Origin of the sequence: Chitinophaga sp., from assembly GCF_039596135.1 — a bacterium.
Taxonomy (GTDB): Bacteria; Bacteroidota; Bacteroidia; order Chitinophagales; family Chitinophagaceae; genus Chitinophaga.
Genome location: NZ_JBCNKH010000021.1, coordinates 62,345 through 85,090 on the forward strand (window position 1 = coordinate 62,345; position 22,746 = coordinate 85,090).

Annotated in this window: 8 protein-coding genes; all 8 read left to right on the forward strand. The window is 45.7% G+C overall.

The window, feature by feature from the left end:
- Positions 1 to 13 precede the first annotated feature (13 nt).
- Entirely contained in the window at positions 14 to 8,704 is an 8,691-nt protein-coding gene (locus tag ABDW16_RS14595; protein WP_343670655.1) for a LamG-like jellyroll fold domain-containing protein, read from the forward strand.
- 49 nt (positions 8,705 to 8,753) lie between these two features.
- Entirely contained in the window at positions 8,754 to 9,536 is a 783-nt protein-coding gene (locus ABDW16_RS14600; RefSeq protein ID WP_343670657.1) for a hypothetical protein, read from the forward strand.
- A gap of 32 nt (positions 9,537 to 9,568) precedes the next feature.
- Positions 9,569 to 11,563, forward strand: coding sequence for a hypothetical protein (locus ABDW16_RS14605; RefSeq protein ID WP_343670658.1), 1,995 nt, complete (start codon positions 9,569 to 9,571; stop codon positions 11,561 to 11,563).
- A gap of 598 nt (positions 11,564 to 12,161) precedes the next feature.
- Positions 12,162 to 14,003: a hypothetical protein gene (locus ABDW16_RS14610; RefSeq protein ID WP_343670659.1), complete on the forward strand. Its 1,842-nt coding sequence runs from the start codon at positions 12,162 to 12,164 to the stop codon at positions 14,001 to 14,003.
- Between the two features lie 91 nt (positions 14,004 to 14,094).
- Positions 14,095 to 16,434, forward strand: coding sequence for a hypothetical protein (locus ABDW16_RS14615; RefSeq protein WP_343670660.1), 2,340 nt, complete (start codon positions 14,095 to 14,097; stop codon positions 16,432 to 16,434).
- 16 nt (positions 16,435 to 16,450) lie between these two features.
- Positions 16,451 to 18,013, forward strand: a complete 1,563-nt coding sequence (locus ABDW16_RS14620) for a T9SS type A sorting domain-containing protein (RefSeq protein WP_343670661.1) — start codon at positions 16,451 to 16,453, stop codon at positions 18,011 to 18,013.
- Positions 18,014 to 18,148: 135 nt separating this feature from the next.
- A complete protein-coding gene (locus ABDW16_RS14625; protein ID WP_343670662.1) occupies positions 18,149 to 21,595 on the forward strand; it encodes a hypothetical protein in 3,447 nt (1,148 codons plus the stop codon).
- An 87-nt stretch (positions 21,596 to 21,682) separates the two neighbouring features.
- Positions 21,683 to 22,369, forward strand: a complete 687-nt coding sequence (gene cmk / locus ABDW16_RS14630) for a (d)CMP kinase (RefSeq protein WP_343670663.1) — start codon at positions 21,683 to 21,685, stop codon at positions 22,367 to 22,369.
- The last annotated feature ends 377 nt before the right edge of the window (positions 22,370 to 22,746 follow it).

Below are 22,746 nucleotides of genomic sequence, written 5' to 3' on the forward strand. Positions count from 1 at the left end.
TCAACCTATACTTATGTTTGTTAAAACGTTACTACGGGTACTGTTGTGTATGGCGATACTAAGCTGCTGGCAAACCGGTGTGCATGCACAGGAGAAGTATGTGCAGACGATCACCGGCAGGCTGAAAGCCAATGATTCGTGCCGTACCATAGACCCTGTGTATGCAGATGCTGCTACCTGGGCAAAAAGGGAAACAGACCTTTCTGTAAAAAACATCATCACCTTCGAGTTGCGGCAGGATACCGGCATCTATTACTATGGGCGCCCATTCCATACCACGCTGAAATTCGATGTGCACTATGAAGATAAAGATCATGCCGCGCACGACCTGAATGGCCTGGAACTGTCTGTGGCCTACGATACCACAGCAGGGAGTATTTACAAAGGCGTAGCCATGTATTACTTTGAGGGCGGTTATAACGTGCGCGTGAAGATTAATAAAATCTCAAGTCCCGAGCTGGGCGGACAGGATAGTTTGCCTGCTGTATTCAGGGTGAAGAATGAAATCTTCCTGGAAAGAAAGTTCTTCTTTTCCACGGCGAACAGCGACATTACCCGTTACGCATTAGAGAATAGTGGGCACCAGGTTCGCATCAACTGGATGGTTAATTATGATTATCCCGGTGCGGAGTATTATGACCTGGAATGGACATTTTATGAAGACTCCAGCATCGTAGGCAAAACGCTTGCCCAGGCTACACTTTCCCAGGCGGAGATGGAAATGGCTTTCAGAAATAATAGTTCCAGGATCACGACCACAGCAAAAGAATATTTATTGAATAATCCCTATCCATCCGGGTATATATTATACCGTGTGCGTGGTGCACGTGATAATAACCTGACAGGAGAAAGGGAAGAAGGAGACTGGACCTACAAAGCTTATGGTACAGATGGTGCCGAAGGTCAGAGCATTATCAGGTTGAACGAAGATCATGCAGCAGGTATGAACTACCAGTTCATAGGCCAGTATGCAGAAGAGGGCAAGCACAGGGATGTCATCACCTACTTTGATGGTAACCTGAAGAGCAGGCAGCTTGTAACCCTGGACAATTCCAAAAACAGGGCAGTGGTACAGGAAACCATTTATGATGTAATGGGAAGGCAGGGTGTAGTAGTGGCCCCCAGCCCTGAAATGGATAGCTCGCTGCATTTCTTTCCGCGGATGACGCTGAACAGGCAGGGCATTCCTTATTCCTATAAGGACATGGCGGCAGAAGGAGATACCTGTAATGTAATGCCGCAGGCGATCTCTGATACGTCAGGCGCAGGCCGGTATTATAGCGCAAATAGTCCATTTACAAACGACTTTTTTCACAAGTATGTAGCAGATGCCGGTGGGTATCCTTTTTCAGCCACAGTATATACACCGGACAATACCGGTCGTGTAAGGGAGACTGGTAATATGGGTGAAACCCTGCAACCGGGCAGAGGGCATACTACCCGTTATTACTATTCCTCACCTGATGCAGTGGAACTGGACAGGTTGTTTGGCTCAGAGGCTGGTAATGCAGCGCACTATGCCAAGAACTTTTTATTGGATCAGAATGGACAGATCACGGTTACCTACATAGATGTAAGAGGGAATATGGTCGCCTCAGCGATGGCGGGACCCAAACCTGCAAACCTGTATGCATTACCTGGTGCTACTGATAATGTTACAAAAGTGAGTAAGGACCTGGCAAAGCCGGAGAATACCACCCGCGATGCAGGCGCATTCACGATTACCAGCAGTAATACGTTGGTAATACCCATGGCCGGAGACTATCACTTTAATTATTCATTCGATCCCCAAACGGTAACGACTGCTTCCTGTGAAGATAATCCGCGCGATATTTGTGCAGATTGCTATTATGACCTGCTGATACAAATAGTAGATGAGTGTGGAACTGCTATTCATACGGTTAACTTACCGGCGGCACTGGGTGGAATTGATACCAGCTGTGCCACCACCGCTCCAAAGATAAGCGGGAACTTCGATCTTACTTTACCAATCGGGGAGTACCAGGTCACTTACCAGTTACGGGCGAGCAAGGCTGCTGCGGAATACTATGACAGTGCTTACCTGAAGCAGAATACCTGCGTGAGTACACTGGACCAGTTCAAACGTAACTTCATTGCAAAGACAGATTTTTCTGGTTGTTACAATGACTGTAGCACCTGTAAGGCAGCACTGGGTACAAAAGAATCTTTTACAGACAAGTACCTGGCCATGTTGAAGGCAGAAGATATGTACCCTGATGATAATGACAAAGTGTTTGCCGGTAACCTGTACGATTCCCTGTATTATAACTGTGCAAATAAATGTACGGACTACCTGCAGGGTAATCCCTGTGATGAGACCTACCAGTTATTACTGTCAGATGTATCGCCCGGTGGACAATATGCACTGTACGATGAAAATATGGCACTGGAAGAAGATACCATCAATGTGCTCAGGTATTATAATGCAGTAAGCGATTATGTAGATGGAGATGGTAATGCAGCCATGGTACAGAATGATGCTGGTGAGATGGTGACGCCGCAAAGTTTATCATTGAGTGAATTCATACAGCGTTTTGAACCCTCATGGGCAGCTTCGCTGGTAAAATATCATCCTGAATATTGTTTCTATAAATGGTGTGGCATGATCAGCGAAAGTAAAAAATTCGATGAGCTGCTAACACTGACGGAAGACCCGGCTATTGCAGCTGATTCTGGCTGGTGGAACCGGAACGATGCCTATGCATTGCTGAACAAAGATCCATTCTTTGCAACAGGTGGAGCAGGCGCCAGCCAGTATGCCACCATGAAAAGTACGCTGCAGCACTACAGCAAAAAGATTCAGACGAATATGCAGGCCGGTGATGTAGACATTATGCAGGTGATTAAGTACCTGGTATATTGTGCCGGTGATAGCACTATCAGTTCATTTGCGCAGTGCACAGGCCCTTTGGATTGTAATGGCGGACTGGATGAGAACCTCGAGTGGTTGTTGTATAAAAACTTCTATGCACAGGAAAAAGTAAAACTGGTGGCATTGGCTCGGCAAAACAGCAGTGACCCTGTGATTAAGAATTGTAAGAACTGTTACATTGGCTATGCGATTACAGAATGCGATCCATTGACAAATCCGGATTGCAATACATATCAGCAGCTGGGTAGTGTGATGACGATATGTAAGGATTATTATGCAAACGGTGATCCCCGCAAAGCATTGTATGCATCCAAGACCCGCCAGTATATGGATGATGTATCGGGAGATAATATCTCTACACAGCTGACCAGCAAGAGCATGCAGGAACTGAGAGATAGCCTGGATGGCCAGCTGAATGCACAGGTAGCACAGGCCTGCCAGCAGAACTGTGAAGCACAGGCAGATAGCTGGATGGCATCGCTTGAAAATTGTGAAAACCTGGTAGATGGTACAGACTCCACAAAATATAACGCCCTCAGGCAAGGTCTGATAGAAGTATGTAAGAAGGGTTGTGATCTTACACATCCTTATGGTGCGAGTACAATTGCACCCGGTACCACTAATCCCGACAGCAGCTTTGAAGACGTCATCATAAGGGTACTTGGGCCACAGGCAGTGAACGACAGTTGTACGGCATTGCTGATCAGCAGTCCATTGCCATATGGTGCGCAGAATGATAATAATGTGACAGCGACTGGTTTCGATGCCTGTACCTGTGAAAACCTGGCTGCACTGCAGGCAGAATATGCACAGAAAGGTGGTGGCGGTGGTTTGCTGGCCTTCATGAAAAAGAAATATGGTACAGGTTTTAGAATGACACAGGCAGACCTGGACATCGTATTGAAAAAATGTGGTGGCACTGAATGTGTACCTGCTTCTTTATTGCCAACCACCCTGCCCGATGCATTGCGTTGTAAATATTGTATTACCTGCGATAGCATTACGAAACTGATCGATACATTTAAGGTAGCCCATCCAAATGCAGGTGAGACCTTGCTGACGAACTACCTGAACCAGACTTTACATTTCAACTTAACTTATGCAGAGTATTGGGACTTCATCAGTCATTGTGCCACCAGTGTACCTGAGAGTAATTCTTCAGACATCCCCTGTGCAGACTTTACAGCAGCTTATAACCACTTCCAGTTGTTCAAACCGGATTACTATGCGAATCCAAATGGAGATACGACAATTGTAACCAGGTTCAGACAAAACCTGGCTACCTGGCTCAATATTGAACTGGGTCGTAACCTGAGTTATACGGCTTATATGGATGCAGCCAGCAGGTGTGGTATTAAAATAGTGGAACCGAAAGATAGTTTGCCGATAGTGTGTAACAACAGGTTAACACCGGGTGATAGTGTGTTTGCCTGCCCGGTATCAGCACTGAACTGCTGCAATATGGATGGTTATGTAACTACCTTCCGCAATGCATATCCTGATGGTGTGAATGCAAGACTGGTAGCGTACTACTTTGAGATGAAACGCCAGCAGTGGTGCTCACCGATCGGTGTACCCGTGGTTAGCTACAGGGAAAGCTATAATTCACTGAAGAGCTTCTTTGTAGATTCATTACGTTTCCCATCCAGCACTATAATTGATGTAACCGTAGATGGTACTTATATCTCACAAACGGGAGCTATTTCCTGTGGGCTGGATTACAACTTTGGCCCTGCATTGCCACTGGTAGATGCAGAAAACTACAGGCTATGTAATCATTCACCAGTCATAGAAGTGGAAATTGATTCACTGGCCTGCCTGCGCTCACAGTTAAACCTGGCACTGATCAATGCGGGTATTGCCTACCAGGAATACATTGATTCAGTAAGAGATAATTACCAGGAAATTTACCTGTCACGCTGCATGAGTGTGCAGCCAAGGTTGAGCATGACGGGAGATCTGTATGAATATCACTACACACTATATTACTACGATCAGAGTGGACTACTGGTAAAGACCATACCTCCGGCAGGTGTTCAATTGCTCAATGCAGAACAGATAGCCCAGGTAGAACATGACAGGCCTTACAATAAACCGGAATGTTATGATGTGTCAGATACGTTGAGTTTTAATAACGGTGGGTATATACCTATGAACACGTTACTGAGCAACCGGCTGAGCTCCGGGTTTAGTGTGGAAAACTGGATCTCGGCAAAAGACTATTCGGGCAATCAACCTTTGTTCTCAGAAGAGGTAACGGTATCTGCACCGGAAAGGTATATAGATAGTACCCGTACCATTCCGGCCTTCAATGGTACGCGGGGTATCAGTTGTTTTGTGAAAAACAATCACCTGTACCTGCGTATAGGTCGCAAACCAGCTTATTATCCTGATACCTTGTACCAGACATTGACAGGATATAGTACTGCCGCCATCAGTAGTTTCCTGCAGGTAGACAAATGGGCGCATGTAGTTGTGAATACGACGGGTTCCGGTTTACAGCCGTTCCAGGTATACATCAATGGTAAGGCAGTAGCCTTTACCTTCACCAGCAGGATAGATACACTGGGTAGTGCGCCGGTGGCCGATGGTACAGAAGAGTTCAGGTTAGGCGCAGCATTGATCGACAACGGCTGGAAATACTACAATGGATATATGAAGCAGTTCCGTTTTTACAACAGGATACTGCGTTACCCTGAAGTGGTACTGAACAGGGATAATACCTGTATGATGCCGGCAAACGAAGGTGGACTGCTGATATGGACACCCATGAATGAAGGACGGGATACCAGCAGGGTGACAGACAGGATACAGAATTATGAAATGGCCACAGTGAACCCATCCGGGTTGAGCTGGATGCGGCACCATGATCCTGTATATCCACTGCATACAATGGCGACTACCTATCAATATAATTCAGCCGGCAATATCGTGCAGGAGTATACACCTGATGCAGATACCACCAAATACTGGTTTGACAGGTTGGGCAGACAGGTAGCTATGCAAACAGCAGAGCAACGGGATCCTTTGAATGGTGGGGAGCGTGACAGGTATGGCTATCTTAAATATGATTCCCTGAGTCAGCTGATAGAAACAGGTGAAAAGACAGGCGCCTCAATAGCAAATGTAAATTCCCTGCACAATGCAGAAGTGGATGCATGGCTGAATGCAGGAACGAACAAAGAAATCATCAGGAAGGTATATGACGGCGCACTGCCGGGGTTGAACATCGCACAGACAAACCTGCGTAAGCGCCTTGCTTCAGTGACCCAGGATGTGGACGGTGATGGTAAATATGAAACAGCCACCCATTTCAGTTATGATATCATCGGTAATGTGCAAACCTTGTGGCAGGATATGAAAGCACTGGATTCAGTGATGCCGGGACAGGGCATGAAGCGCCTGGATTACGACTATGACCTGATGAGCGGCAATGTGAATAAGGTCATTTACCAACAGGGTAAAATGGATCAGTTCTATTACCGCTACCTGTATGATGCAGAGAATAAGGTAATAGAAGCTGCCAGCAGTGTGGATGGATTGGTATGGCAGCGGGATGTGGCATATAAATACTACCTGCATGGCAATGTAGCCCGTATGGAACTGGGCCAGTACCAGGTACAGGGGCTTGACTATGCTTATACCCTGCAGGGTTGGGATAAAGGGCTGAATAGTGTAGGGCTGAATGCAGAACAGGATATGGCCGGGGATGGTAAGAAAGGAACCGCCTTTGAATATTTTGGACGCGATGTGATCGGGTTCTCATTGGGGTATTATAATAATGATTATAAACCTGTCATAGCATCCTCTTCTTTCGACAACAAATATGCTTATCCATCTACACTGGATGTAGGCAATGAGTTGTTCAACGGCAACATTAGTCATACTTCAATGGCATTACTGCCACTGGATAGTGGTGCAGTGAAAGGATACGCCTATGCGTATGATCAGGCCAACCGGCTGGTACAGGTAAGGCAGCACAATGTGAATAACAGCTGGAATGCGCATGATGCTTACAAAGAAGCATTGAGTTATGATGCGAATGGTAATATCAGGACCTACCTGAGAAATGGAACAGCAGATAAACTGGCGATGGATAACCTGGTATATGGTTATAAACCTGGTACCAACCAGTTAATGCAGGTGAAAGATGATGTGGATAAAGATAACTATCAGGAGGACCTGGATAACCAGGAGGATAATAACTATACGTATGACAGAAATGGCCGCCTGGTAAAAGACAATTGGGGCGGAATACAAAAGATAGACTGGAATGTGAATAGCCGGATAGTACAGATCACCAAAGATACATCCACGATCAGGTTTGGTTACGATGCAAGTGGAAACAGGTTATGGAAAGATGCGGGTGGTAAAAAAGAGTTCTATGTAAGGGATGTAAAAGGAAATGTGATGGGAACTTATAATTTTGCTGATAACCGCCTGGTATGGGCAGAGCAGAATTTGTATGGAACCGGCAGGGTAGGAGTGTGGAAACCTGAAGTAGAGCTGACCGGCGATACTACTATACCAGAGCAGGATAGCCTGATGCGTGGCGAGCGGTTCTATGAGCTGACCAATCATCTTGGAAACGTGATGGCTACCATCAGTGATAAGAAAATTGGGATCAGCGCAGATACACAGACGGTGGATTATTTTGTACCGGAAGTGACATCTGCACAGGATTATTATTCTTACGGTATGATGCAGCCAGATCGGTCTGTTACACTGAGGGGACCTTACAGGTATGGATTTAACGGTATGGAGAAAGATAATGAGATAGCTGGGGACGGAGATAATTATGCAACGACGTTCAGGGAATATGATGCGAGGGTAGGTAGATGGTTTAGTATAGATCCTGAGTTCAGGAAGTTGCCATCGCAGAGTCCTTATGTAGCATTTGATGATAACCCGATAGTGAATAGTGATCCGAATGGAGATGATACGGGGGATCCGGCGAAACTGAAAAAGGCGATTGCCAATGCAGTAGCTTATATTCTGGCGGATGATGAAACGGATAAAGCAAAAGGGCAGCCAGCTAAATGTAATTTTGGAACCAACTATGTATTTGTGGCACTTACGGGGAAGGATAACCTGAATTATAAGAATGCCAACGCGATGTATAATTACCTGGCGGGAGCATCTGAGTTTGAAAAGATTACTGACCTGACTACCATCCAGGATGCGGCTAATAAGGGTGATTTAATCATTGCGACATGGAGTAATCCAACGGGGGAAAGTGGTCATGTCGTGGTCGTAGCACCTGCTGATGGAGCTGTGGGTGATGCTGGTACCTGGACAACCGAACCTGGTAACAAACAAGGTGGTGCAGCAGTGTTTGGATATGAAGAGGAGGTAGTTGGAAAAAAGACCATTAAGAAGAGTAAGTTGCCTTTTGTAATGGATACAGGAAGCGGCAAGAGAAGGGTACATAAAGGTATTAACTATAGTTATGGTGAGGATAAGCAGCCAGACGTTCTTTTCTACCGGTACACGGGCGAATTCCTGGATGAAATCATTACGCCGACTGATGCGCAGGTGCAAGGTGCTATTTATGGCAACCAGGCCGGGAAGGGCTCCAAAACGAAAGCTGCTACTCCTGCAACTGCAGCCAAACCGGCAGCAGAAGCTAAAGCAAAAGCGGCGGCAAAAGCCGGACCTAAAGCATCTCCAAAACCTGCTCTCAAAACAACCAACGCAGCGGAAATGGAAGTATTTTTCGACATACCAAAAGGCCTGAAACAACCTGTGAATGGACGGATAATAACTCCATGGGCAGGAAAGAGAAGACGGCCACCATCCTTTGAAGAATAAAAAACAATTTTTAAAAATAATAATCATTCATATGGTCAAACTTAGCTTTTTGTCCTTCATATTCACCCTGTTTGCCAGCCAACCGGCCAGTGTTAACTATTACGGGGTAATTGGTTATATCAATCAGCAACCTGTTAATGATTTTGATGCTGAAAGGAAACTTTACCTGTTAAAGGATGGCGACTGGCAGGAGTATGCTTCTTATCCGGAAGGCTACCAGGCGCTCTTTGTAACGGATAGCTTCACCTGTTTTCAGAAAAAAGATTCCATCATCACCAGGTACGCATCCGGGAAAACAGATGTATTCTACAGGAAAGGACTTGGCAATGCAGTGGTGGGTAAAGATGGAACCATCTGTTTCACCGACAAGGAAAGTAAAGGTTACATGCTTTGCAAAACAGGCACCACTGTAAAAAAACTGAACGTGAAAGGTTGGCCCGTGGCCGTGTCAGATCAGCACCTCATTTACTTTAATTATGTACCTGTTAAGGATGGGGAAGATGATGTACTGGGAAACTTCTATGATATGCGATTAGATATCGTAGCACCACCCGTCGTGATCTTCAAAAAAGGATTCCCGGATAACACCCTGGTATCTCCTGACAGAAAGTTCATACTGACAGGTAATAGTGATAATGATGCAAATGGTAATCCACAGCGATTGCTGGTAGATGTGGCCGGAAAGCGTGTAAGTAAGTTGCTGGTGGATGCGGATAAGAAAGATAATTGCTATTATTCTTACCAGGATAAAGCATTTGTTTTCTTTAACCTGGAGAATATGCAAAAACAGGTCTTCAGTCCTGGCAAACAGAAATGGATACCCTTCAAATAAATAATAACAGCATAAAAACACAACCTTATACCATGAGAATCCTTGTACTGGCCCTCGCATTGTTTGGCCTTGCCCTCACGTCCTATGGGCAGAATATTTATCAGATCCGTGCAGATAGTGTACGGATCTACAATGACTGCGATACCGCAGAATTTATATTAGAAAACCATACCCAGACAGTTCCCGGGTTCCTGTACAACAGGGGCCGGGGCCGTACCGAATTCCGTCGCCTTCGGTTCATAGACCTTGGCAACGGACAGATTTCCCTGGGTGACCAGGATACCCTGGATCTGGGTAAGATAGTAGGTGGCGGTGGCAACTACATCAAGAACCAGGTAGATAGTGAGCAGGTAGCTGCCTATAGAATTAATGGTGGTGGAACGCAAAAGAACCTTACACTCACACAACCTGTAACAGTTGCATCTCCGTTGATAATGCTGGGTAATGGCGATACATTGCTGAAAGCCGGCGGCAACAGCCTGTTTATGGGTAGCAAAAGTGGCGTAACCGTGGGTGCAGCTGCTGATGCGAATACAGCATTTGGTTATGGTGCAATGGCTAAACCTACATCTGTTAATAACACAGCAGTAGGTACGAGTGCGTTAGCCGCCCTGACCAGTGGCCAGGGTAATGTGGGTATTGGCGCTTATGCCGGGTATGGCCTTACTACCGGTAGTGGAAACCTTGCTATAGGCGCGCAGGCAGGTTATGGATGGACAGGACCTACGCAGGCCAGTATTGCAATCGGGTTTAAAGCAGCATATAGCGGCGCTACAGGTGTGGCCATTGGTGTGAATACGCTTCCCCTGGCTACTACTAATAACGTGGCAGTAGGTAATAGTATGATGTCGAAATTAACAACCGGTATCGGAAATATCGGCTTAGGTTTCAGCGTGCTTCCGTCTATGACGACCGGGAGCAATAATATTGCCATTGGTTATACTGCCGGCAATCTGAATAACGGATCAGACAATGTATTCTTTGGTAACTATATCAATGCAACAGATACAGTGAACCACACCAGCATATTTGGCAGTCATATGAGAACAACGCTGTCAAATGTAATGCTGCTTGGTACCTATAATCAACATGTAATCGTGGGTCCGGATCGTCCAAGTAGCGGTGGTCAGTGGGATACATTAACCATCGATACAGGCGACAAATTTCAGGTAAATGGCAGCGCCTACATTCTTAAAAATTTAAGACTCGCCGCTTACAAAAATACCAATGGTGATTCTGTACTCACGACCGATGCCAACGGCAATGTAATCTTCACAGCCAAAGGCGGTTCCAGTACGACCAACACCGTAGCTGACCTGCAGAATGTAACCGACACGGGCAATGTTACAAACAATGCTATGGTTATTACAGGTCACAACAAACTCCCTGATGCCACTGCCGGAATGGAAATGAGCGTGGATACCAGTACTGAATACAAATCCCAGGGTCTTAGGGCTAACATGAAGGTATATGATTATAACACATCCACACCCGGATATCTCTATGTGAGTGGTAAAGGTGCCATGGTTGAAAATCCTGAAAACTTTAATAACCGTTTACGTATGCATCCTGAAAGTGATGGTTTTCACCTGGACGCTGAATACCTTCCTCCGGATTATACCTGGTACCAGGCTGGCATAATGCACGTAAACGCAGGGTACGGTACGCATACTATTCTCGGTGGAGACGGAGATGGGGATGGCAGCGTAAAAATTAATGGAGCACTCGCTACCCGCGTGGGGACATCCAGGAATATTGCTTCCGATTATATGGACCGCGATGCGGTGACCTACCTCATTGTAGATGCAACGACTACTACTATCAAAATGTATGAACCCAGTTTTTGCCCGAACCGTATCGTTACAATCAAGAAGACAGTCAATAACTCAACGCCTGTTAAAATCGTGATTGATGGCGCAGGGTTGATCGATGGTGGAACCTCTATCACCATCACAGACTACCTGGCCAGCGTGCAGCTGCAAAGTGATGGTACTAATTACTGGATCTTGTACAGGTATAAAAACTAATTCGTTTTACCCTAAAAAGCTGGTCCTGACCCGGACCAGCTTTTTTTATGAAATTTCCTGTAGTAGTATTTCTACAAAAGTGGTATGCAAAATAGGATATTGATATTATTTTGCCTTAAAAAGGCATTAAAAATCGCTAAAATGAACTAAAAATAAAAGGAGTATAACACGTAGGTGTTATTTAACCCCTTCTGTTTTCCCCAATTTTCCCCCTTCAGCCCGCATCTACCGTACCATTTTCGCAGCTCGTATTTGCATGCGCATTTTTTTTAATGATAATCAATTGTTTATATGATATTCATTTAGAATTAAAATGATACGTTCATGTCATTTAACTAATATTACTAATATTAGATATTTGCGTCATAGGAATCGGAGAACCTTTTCAGAGCATTTCAGGTTCGTGAACATCCCAACAAAACAGTGGACATAATATATTTTGCCTCTTTTTAACCACTTTCTTTACTTGAAAACCAGCCTTGCAAGTTCCAATCTGTGCAACAGAATAGTTATTATGCCAGGTAAATACATTAATTAAATAAACAAGGAAAACGGATAAATAAATCAAATTTTAAAATCTATCTATCCTTATACTAATATGAAAACAGTTTTACACAACGTTTCACGCAAACTTTTATTGGCTGGTGGTATCACCCTGGCAGCTACTGCGGCGAACGCACAGATGAAAATTGGTGATAATCCTTCGCAGATTACTAAGTCTGCCATCCTGGAGCTGAACAGCACCAAACAGGGTCTGTTACTGCCAAGGCTGAGCGACTTTACCACCATCGATGCAGCGATCGGTACTGATGCTGTAGACGGTATGATCGTATACCTGAACAGCACTGTAGCCGCTAATAACGGTGTGTATATGCGTAAAGCCGGTGCGTGGGTGAAAATTGCAAGTGCCGCTGATGCAGCTGCAAACTGGGGATTGACTGGTAATGCTGGTACGAATCCAACTACCAACTACGTAGGAACTTCTGATGCACAGAAACTCTCCATCCGTGCAAATGCGACTGAAGCAATCAGCGTACAGACTGATGGTCAGGTGCAACTGAAAAATGTAACCGCAACTACTGTCGATGCTGCACTGGATGTACTGATTATCCAGGCTGATGGTACAATCGTGAAAAAATCTTTGCCAGCTTATGCTTTCAAAAACCTGCTGACAAACGTTGATGCATCTGTTCTTACATTAAATACCACACAGGCTGCTGATGGTCAGGTAACGATCAATGCGCCTATTATGGATGGTACTGCCACTAAGTCTTACGGTTTCATGACCCTGGCTGACTGGACTACCCTGAACAACCTGGCAGCTGGTAACAGCCTCACAGTAGCTAACCTGATCACCGCAGCAGCTACTACTTTTGATGCTACCAAAGGTGCCATGATCAACTATAACACCACTACCAAACAATACGAACTGTCACTGATCGAAGCATCTACTGACAGAAATGGTATCGTAACTACAGGTGCACAGTCTTTTGCAGGTGCAAAAACCTTCACAGGTACTGTAACCGTAAATGGTGCCACTACCCTGAACAGCACTTTGGGTGTAACAGGTGCCACTACCCTCGGTAGCACACTGGACGTAGCTGACGTAGCTACCCTGAGAAAGGATGTAAATGTAACTACCGGTAATGTAAACGTTACTGCTGGTAACTTAAACCTGACTGCAGGTAACGCTAATGTAGGCGGTGCACTGACTGTAACAGGTACTTCTACCCTGAATAACACAGTGGTACTGAACTCCGCTGCTGCAAACAGTGAGTCCAATGCACTGAATGTACTGGTACAAAATGCCACTACTAAAAATGTAGAAGTAAAATCCTTCTCCTTCGATGCAATCGCCAGCGCGATCACACTGATTAAAACCGGTGCTACTTCTACTGCAGGTAGCGATGTGGAATTTGCATCTGCTGCTGCGGGTACAGACTTCAATATCGTAGCTGACGGTACTGCCAAGACTGTAACCTTCAACCTGCCTGATGCGAGCGCTGTAGATGCTACGCACACTGCTGCTCAACGAGGTGTTGTTTCTACCGCCAGACAAACTTTCGCTGGTAGCAAATCTTATACTGACAGCGTAGCAATCGGTCAGAACACTGTAGCTAACTCTACCCTGCAGGTAAACGGTTCTGTGTCAATGGCTATCAAACCTGTTACCAGTACTTATACTGTAACCGGCAGTGACAACACCATCCTGGCAGATGCTTCTGCTGGTGCTTTCACTATCACACTGCCTGCTCCTTCTGCTGCTATCACAGGTCGTATCTACACCATCAAGAAAACCGGTGGTGATATCGACAAAGCTGTAACCATCATGCCAGGTGCTAACAACATCGAAGGTGGTACCAGCTACGTGATTTACAACGACTGGACTTTCATTACCGTACAAACTGATGGTAATAACTGGTATATCATCAAGAAATAAGGGATAAGATTTTATAACAGGAGCAGTACGTAGATATTGCTCCTGTTTATTCCTTTTTGTGTGCCTGTATCCGTGAAACCAATTAATACCTATGACAACATTCTCAAACCGGCTAGTGCTATTGTCACTGCTTATGCTTTCATCGGCATATGCAGGTGCGCAGCAATTGAAGTTGGGGAAAAACCCGACTACAATTGAGAAGTCAGCCCTGCTGGACCTGAACAGTGACAAACAAGGATTACTACTTCCAAGAATTACAGACTATACCATCGCTCCACTGAATACTGCCCCTGATGGTATGCTTATATATTATGTTCCTGATAAATTATTATACATCCGTAAGAATGGAACATGGCAGAAACTCGTAGACGAAACCAACGCTATTTCATCCGTAAATGGACAAACTGGTCCAGCTGTTAGCTTAACCACCAACGATATTTCAGAATCAGTCAATCTTTATTATACTGACGCGAGAGCAAGAGCGGCGTTCAGTGCCGGTACGGGAATCAGTTTATCCGGTGCAGGTGTTATTTCGGCTCTGAATACTTCTAATTTGTGGAATGCGGCCCAGTTACAGGGCCGCAATATTGCCACTACCGCGCCTGCTGACCAGAATGTATTGACATGGGATGCGGCTTCTAATAGCTGGTTGCCCAAAGCAACAGGTAGTAATGGTTCTGTTACTTCCGTGGCGCTGTCATTACCTGCTTCAATATTCTCAGTAAGTGGTAGCCCTGTTACATCTACCGGCACACTGTCAGGTGCTCTCTCCTCACAGGCAGCCAACACAGTGTTTGCTGCGCCGGATGGAACAGCTGGTACACCTTCTTTCCGCTCATTGGTAGCGGCCGATATTCCTGCAGGATCTGGTAACTATATTCAAAATATTTCCACAGGCACGCAGACTGCCAGTTTCGCTATCAGTGGCAATGGTTCCATTGGCAGTAAACTGGGCGTGGGCATCAGCGGTACCCCTGCAAATACTTTGGAAGTAGGTGGCACTACCGCCGCCAGCGGTTTATCAGGTTTAAGACTGACAGGTCTGGGAGCTGCTACCTTACAAAATCCACTGGCCAATACACTTGCTGTGAATGCCAATGGGGATGTAGTAGTCACTTCAAATGCCGCTGCCAATAACTGGTTGATCACCGGTAATACAGGTGTGAATTCAGCTACACAATTCCTCGGTACTACTGACGATGTGAAGATGGTGATCAAATCCAACAATACCTCTTTCCTCGAGTTTGGCCGCCGTGCTACCTTAGGACTGGTACAGAGTTATCCTGATTATACAGATGGCAATGAAAGTGTGACTTTGCTGAAATCAGCATTGCAATTTGATGTGCCATCTACCGTACAGTTTTATAAACCTAAGTTCTGGACCACCAGCGATGGCAACTTCCGCCTCAAAGGATCTGCAGCAGGTACTGACTTCTTCGAAATGGGGTCTACAGGTACCAGTAATAATGGTGGTTTTGAATTCATCGTTGGCGATGATGGAGACGAGCCTATTCTGTTCAGAAGTTACTACTATGCCGATTCATCTTTTACAGAGATGATGCGCATGCAGTCAAAGAAAGTAGGTATCAATATGAATGGAATAACACCTGCACAAACCCTGGATGTAAGAGGAACGATGCGCGTGACAGGTAGCTCCGGTACTCCTGATAATATATTAGGTCGTAACAGCACCAGCGGCGACATTGCAACATTGGGTTATGATGCAACTTCCCTCAGTATTGCCAGCGGATCTATTAAAGCCAATAATACAAGCGCTGTCTGGAATGCCAGTCAATTGCAAAGTACAGCAGTAGCCACTACTGCGCCTACCTCTGGTCAGTACCTTGTATATGATGGTACCAATTGGACACCTACCACAGTTTCCGGTACCCCCGGTGGCAGCGGTACCTGGAATACAACTGGTAACAGTGGCACCACACCAGGTACTAACTTCATCGGTACTACTGACAGTAAAGCGCTGGTAGTAAAGACGAATAGTACCGAAGTAATGCGTGTAGACGCCAGTAGCCATGTGGGTATCAAAACAACCACACCTACCAGCTCTATGCATGTGAATGGTTCCTTTGCTACAGCCGTGGCCAGTTATGATAACCCATCTTCAGCTGTTACGGTGACCCTGGATGACACTTATTACCTGGTAGCAAGGTCAAGTTCCAATAGTGGTAATACCGCTGCGGTAACGGCCAATCTGCCATCAGCAGCTACCTGCCCGGGCAGGGTATATGTATTTTCCAATACGATCACCAGCTCCGGTTCCGGTAAGTTATATGTAAAACCAAGCAGCAGTGAGTCTATTGGCAGTTTGGGCAATAATACAGCAATGACACTGGACGAACGCATTTCAGCCGCCATACAAAGTACAGGTTCTTACTGGGTAGTGTTGTATAAGGGTTCAAACCAAGGCTACTAACAAACAAAAGTTGATAATGAAGTTCTTATTCTCCATAATACTTTTATGCGTTACGTTCCATATAGGCTATGGGCAGGAGACTTACATCTCTACCGGTGCGCAGGTATGGAATTTTGGTAACGTCGGGGTATTTGGCAACATAACGAATGAGGGGTCATTAGGATCGAGCCCAAATGCTAACCTTTACTTCTATGGAAAGGTATGGACGAATGGCTTTAACGCGACCCTGAAAGACGAAAGCACCTCCGGCCTCAAAGGCACCGGGGGCTTTTTCCGTTTTGCAGGTAGTGGCGGACAGCAAACTATTTCCGGAGGATTTAACGTAGCAGCAAAGATTGGAGCAAGTTTTCCAAACGTAGATATCAATAACCCGGATGGTGTGATCTTTTATAACCTCAATGACCTGAAGATCAGGAATACCCTCAGCCTGTCTAACGGGTTGGTATATCTGAACGGGCAAAACCTCATGGTAGGCGATACCTCTGCAGGATCTATCACTGGTTATTCAGACAAGCGTTTTGTGGTAACAGGGAATACTTCCAGCGGTGGATTCGTGTATCGTTCCAAACTGTCCAGCAGTACAGGTGTGGTAGTATTCCCGATTGGTAGTACTGCCAGCAATTATTCACCTGCAGCAGTGCAGTATGAAGGAAATGCAGAAGATTTTCACGCACGTGTATTTGACAGTGTTTATCAATATGCAAGCTCTGGTGTCACTATGTATGATACCGTTGTTTACAAAACATGGAATATAGGTCAGGAGATAGGTGGTACTGGTAAAACAGCTGTAACCCTGCAGCATATGGATAGTGATGAGGGCGGGGAATATAATTTAAACAGGAATGCGAGTTATATCTCTTTATTCCGGGATAGTGAGTGGGAACACCGTTATAGTGTGAATGACAACATGACCGCCGGTACGCTTACCTCCCAGACCATGGCATCGTCAGCAACCATGCACTCCCGCGGATTCGGCGGCATTGGCCTGAATGCTTACTTTGCCAAAAAGGTAAACTACATCAACTATTCACCTGCTACGATAATTGACTTCAACGCTTACCGTGTAAGCATCTCGCTGGTTGACCTGGTGTGGATCACGAGCATGGAGACAAAAATGTATGTATTCGAAGTAGAGCGCAGACTGGATAATGAAGAAACTTTTACTAAGGTAGGTACTGTAGCAACGAAAGCACCTGACGGAAACAGCACAACAAAATTGAGTTACTATTATCAGGACACCAATGCCTACGATGGCTGGAGTTATTACCGCATCAAGGCAGTATCAAAAACCGGCAAATACGTTTACTCCGATGTGAGAGAGGTAGGACCGCTGGTGGCTGTTACCGTTTACCCGAACCCGAACTGGGGCGATTTCAAGATCAACGTAAGAGGTATCAAGACCACGTTGATAATGCAATTGTACGACGTATGGGGTCAGGTGATGCGTAGACAGGAGATTACAGGTGCCGGAGATGTGGAAGTACACAACTTACCAGCTGGTACTTACTTCCTCGTGATAAAGCAAAAAGATACAATGAAAGAAGTGTATACCTGCAAAGTAATAGTGATTGATCATTGATAAGACAACTGAAAATGAATTGAAACTAAATAAAGACATATAATTAAAATGGTGAAGAAAGCAAGCGGGGGAGCACAACCCTGCCTGCTTTCTTAGTCATATTTATAGGTTTTTGTTTAAACCGGGTAATTTTATATGAAGACTAAATTCCTTGTCCGAGCCGTTCAACTATTGCCAGTGTTCCTGTTTGGGTCCACGCTGATGTTTGCGCAACAGTTAAAACTGGGTGATAATCCCAGTTCGCAGCAAAAATCAGCACTGCTGGAACTCGAAAGCAAAACCCAGGGTTTATTATTGCCCAGAATTACCGATACTACTGCTGGTGCAATCGCCACTGCGCCAGATGGTATGATCATTTACCTCACCCTGAACAATAGCCTCTGTATCCGTAGCAACGGGCACTGGCGCCCATTGCTGCCTGAAGGTTATGCGATCACCAGTCTGAATGGACAAACGATCGCTGTACAGTCACTCGCTACCACCAATACAGCTGGTGCATTTGGCTTTACATCAGCAGCAGGCGCTCATACTTTAAATATACCGGATGCCACTGCCACCAATAGTGGTTTTGTGAATACCAATGCACAGACGCTGGCAGGAGCCAAGACATTTACAAATACATTGACGGCCAATCAGGATGTGTTCCTGACAGGTATCAATATAGATAATACAAAAGATAGCGTGCTCCTGATTGATGGTGGCAAACTGCTGAAGAAACAACTGACTGGATTGCCTCCCATCGGTTCGGCTGGTGGCGATCTCACAGGTACCTATCCGAACCCAACCATTGCAGCAGGTGCGGTAACAGGTACCAAGATTGCACAGGCGGGAGCGACCAGTGGCCAGGTACTGAAATGGAATGGTACAACCTGGGCACCGGCTGCCGATGATAACAGTGGGTCTATTTCTTCCATTGGGTTGGTAGTGCCTTCTTTCCTGACAGTGTCTCCGGCTACTTTGACGGCTAATGGCACATTTACAGTTGGTATGGGCAGCCAGACGGCGAATACGGTATTTGCAGCTCCTAATGGTAGTGCAGGTACACCCACTTTCCGCTCATTGGTGCCTGCTGATATGACATTGGGTACACAGCGCCTGGTGGGCCGGTTCTCCAATGGTACAGGTACTGGTGAGGAAGTAGCGATGGACAGAACTTTGAAAATGATTACCGGCGGTTATCTGTACGTAGATACCACACTGGCCGTTTATAATGCCAGCAGGATTCAGGGTACAAAAGTATCCCTGACAACACCGGTTACCGGCCAGGTATTAAAATATGATGGTACAAACTGGACCCCGGCTGCCGATGATAATGCGGGCCTGACTTCAGTAGGTGTATCATTACCATTATATTCATTCTCCAATTCTCCGCTCACAGCCAATGGTACGCTGACTGGTTCATTGTCTTCACAGGCAGCGAATACATTCCTTGGTGCACCAAACGGAGCTGCAGGTACACCTTCGTTCCGTACATTGGTAGCTGCTGATATTCCTTCTTTACCATTCTCCCAGATTACGGGTACAGTGCCTGTAGCGCAGGGTGGTACAGGGCTGACGACTGTAGGTACAGCCGGGCAGGTGCTGACTTCCAATGGTACAGGCTTATCATATACAACGCCTTCAGTTACACTGGCAGGTGATGTAACTGGTGCAAGTGGAGCAAACACCATTGCAAACAGTGCGGTAACCTATGCAAAAATCCAGGATGTAAGCGCTGCTAAATTATTAGGTAGGTATGCGGCTACAGCAGGTGTGGCACAGGAAATCTCCCTGGACAATACATTGAAATTTACAGCTGGCGGTAGCCTGTATGCAGATAGCGCACTGGCGGTATGGAATGCCAGCAAGCTGCAAGGTATCAGGGTAGCACCCGGTGCACCGGCTACCAACCAGGTATTAAAATATGATGGTACCAACTGGTCACCAGCTACTGATAATGGTTTGACATCTGTAGGACTCACTTTACCATCGCTGTTTTCAGTAACGGGTTCCCCGCTGACAGCGAATGGAACCATTGCTGCTACATTGACTTCGCAAACAGCGAATACAATCTTTGCGGCGCCAAACGGATCTGCAGGTGCACCCACTTTCCGATCATTAGTAGCGGCAGATATCCCGACTTTACCATTCTCCCAGATTACAGGTACAGTACCTGTAACGCAGGGTGGTACAGGGTTGACGACTGTAGGTACAGCAGGCCAGGTACTGACATCCAATGGTACAAGTCTTTCATGGGCTACACCGAGTGCGTCTTCTTCCGGTCTGACTTCAGTAGGTTTATCCATGCCTTCTATATTCACCGTTACCAACTCACCATTAACTGCTAATGGTACATTGACGGCATCATTCAATACACAAACTGCGAATACCGTATTTGCAGGGCCTTCAACCGGAGCGGCTGCAGCACCAACTTTCAGGGCTTTGGGCATCACCGATATTCAGAATGTAACAACCCAGAAATTACTGGGCAGGTATTCAACAGGCTCAGGTGCTGCACAGGAAGTGACTTTGGATAATACCATCAAGCTGACCACTGCCGGTACATTGTATGCAGATAGCGCGCTGGCAGTATGGAATGCAAGTAAAGTACAGGGAGTCAAGGTATCAGCTGCCACCCCAACCAGCGGCCAGGTATTAAAGTATAACAGTACCACGTCTATCTGGGAACCAAATACAGATAATGATGGTGGTGCCACTTATGCAAAGGCGACTACCAATGACCTGTCTTATGCCACAGCAGACGGTTCTACGACTGTAATGAAAATCTGGCAAAGCCCGGTGAGTAATGTTGCAACTAACGGTCCGCTGTATACTAACGCTTATGCGTGGAGCGTGATGGCATTTAACGGTACCAGTTATACGACCCAGCTGTACTTCGATAAAAATACCATGGCGATTAAAGAGTGGGGTGGAATCACCGCACCGCTGACAACGAATGCCGGTAATGGATGGTACAAGGCTATCCTGACGAATGGTAATAATAAAATCGGTGTGGGTGCAATCGTTTATGGTAAGCGTACCTACGACGCATCTGCCGAAGCAGCATCAGATAGTACCAGCTTTGTATGGGATGAAACAAACGATAGATTAGGTATTGGTACAGCTTCGCCTGCTTATAACCTGGATGTGAATGGAACAGAAAGAGTAACCGGTGCAGCTACCTTAAGTTCTACACTGGGGGTAACAGGAGCAACCACCCTGAGTTCTACACTGGGGGTAACTGGAGCAACCACACTGAGTTCTACACTGGCAGTGACCGGCAATACCACCATGAATGGTACCGTAAAAGTAGGTAGTGCAGGTACTGCATTGACAAATATTATCAAAACTACTATCAATACATCCGGCAATACCAATATCGCCAACGGAGCGACTACTACGCTTTCATTTACTTATACAGGTGTAAGTGCTTCTTCATCAGTAACGGTGAATGCGCAGGCGCTTTTGGGAGGTAATGCCGCTGTAATGATCGCACAGGTGTATTGCACCACCAATACCATTAATGTAGTCATATACAATTTTAGTGGTGGTACCAGGACCATTTCAAACAATACCCCTTTCAACTTTGCAATTATCAACTAATCCAACCCGGATACATCACAAAAAAACGCTTCTGCCCCGGCAGAAGCGTTTTTTGTTTTACCTTTGCACTGTTTAATTCTTACAGTTTTGAAAAAGATTATCATCACCTTAGATGGATATTCTTCCTGCGGGAAGAGTACGCTAGCCAAACAGTTAGCTGCGGAGCTGGATTATGTATACATCGACAGCGGCGCCATGTATCGTGCTATCACCCTGTATTTTATTCAGAACCGTATAGACTGGAACAACCCTGAAGAGGTTTCCCAGGCATTAGCCAACATCCAGCTGGAATTCGTTTACAACCCGCTCACCGGTTTCTCCGAAATGAACCTGAACGGCGAAAATGTAGAACAGCTGATCCGCGAAATGCTGGTAGCCGAAAAAGTAAGTGAAGTAGCCGCCGTGGGTGCTGTAAGGGAGTTCGCGGTCGCACAGCAGCAGGCAATGGGTAGGCAAAAGGGCATCGTTATGGATGGCCGCGACATCGGCACCACCGTGTTCCCCCATGCAGAACTCAAAATCTTTATGACGGCAGAAGCAGCCGTTCGGGTAGAACGCCGGTTCAGGGAGCTCTATGCTAAAAACAAGGGCATTACCATCCACGAAGTAAAAGAAAACCTGGAGCTACGCGATTACATCGATACCAACCGCGAAATCAGCCCACTCCGCAAAGCCGAAGACGCTATTATATTGGATAACAGTCAGTTAACACCCGATGAACAACTGAAACTGGTATTGCAATGGGTAGACGACGCCGTAATGGTAAAGTCCTAAGCAGAAAGTAATGAGTACCATGCACCCTGACAGCAGGTAATTCCCCTGATACCTGCTGCCAGAGAGGTCTTACTGCCAAATAGAATATTCTTCCTGAATTTATTTTAATATTAGAGAAACCTTTGTTAAATTTGTTCCATTCCGGTGAGTAATTCCGGTTAATCCTTCAATAGTTTTTCCACATCCTTTAGAATTTCCTGCATTTTATTGTTGTTATAATGTTGTACCCGGTTATTTAAACATATGCCGTCGAACGATATTTTCCATACATGGTCAAGAGAAGTCGTAAAAGGTCTTTTGGACGATCTTTCTATAACTATATCCAGGGACCTGTTACTATTAGCCGTATAGAACACTCAATACTATATATATTAATA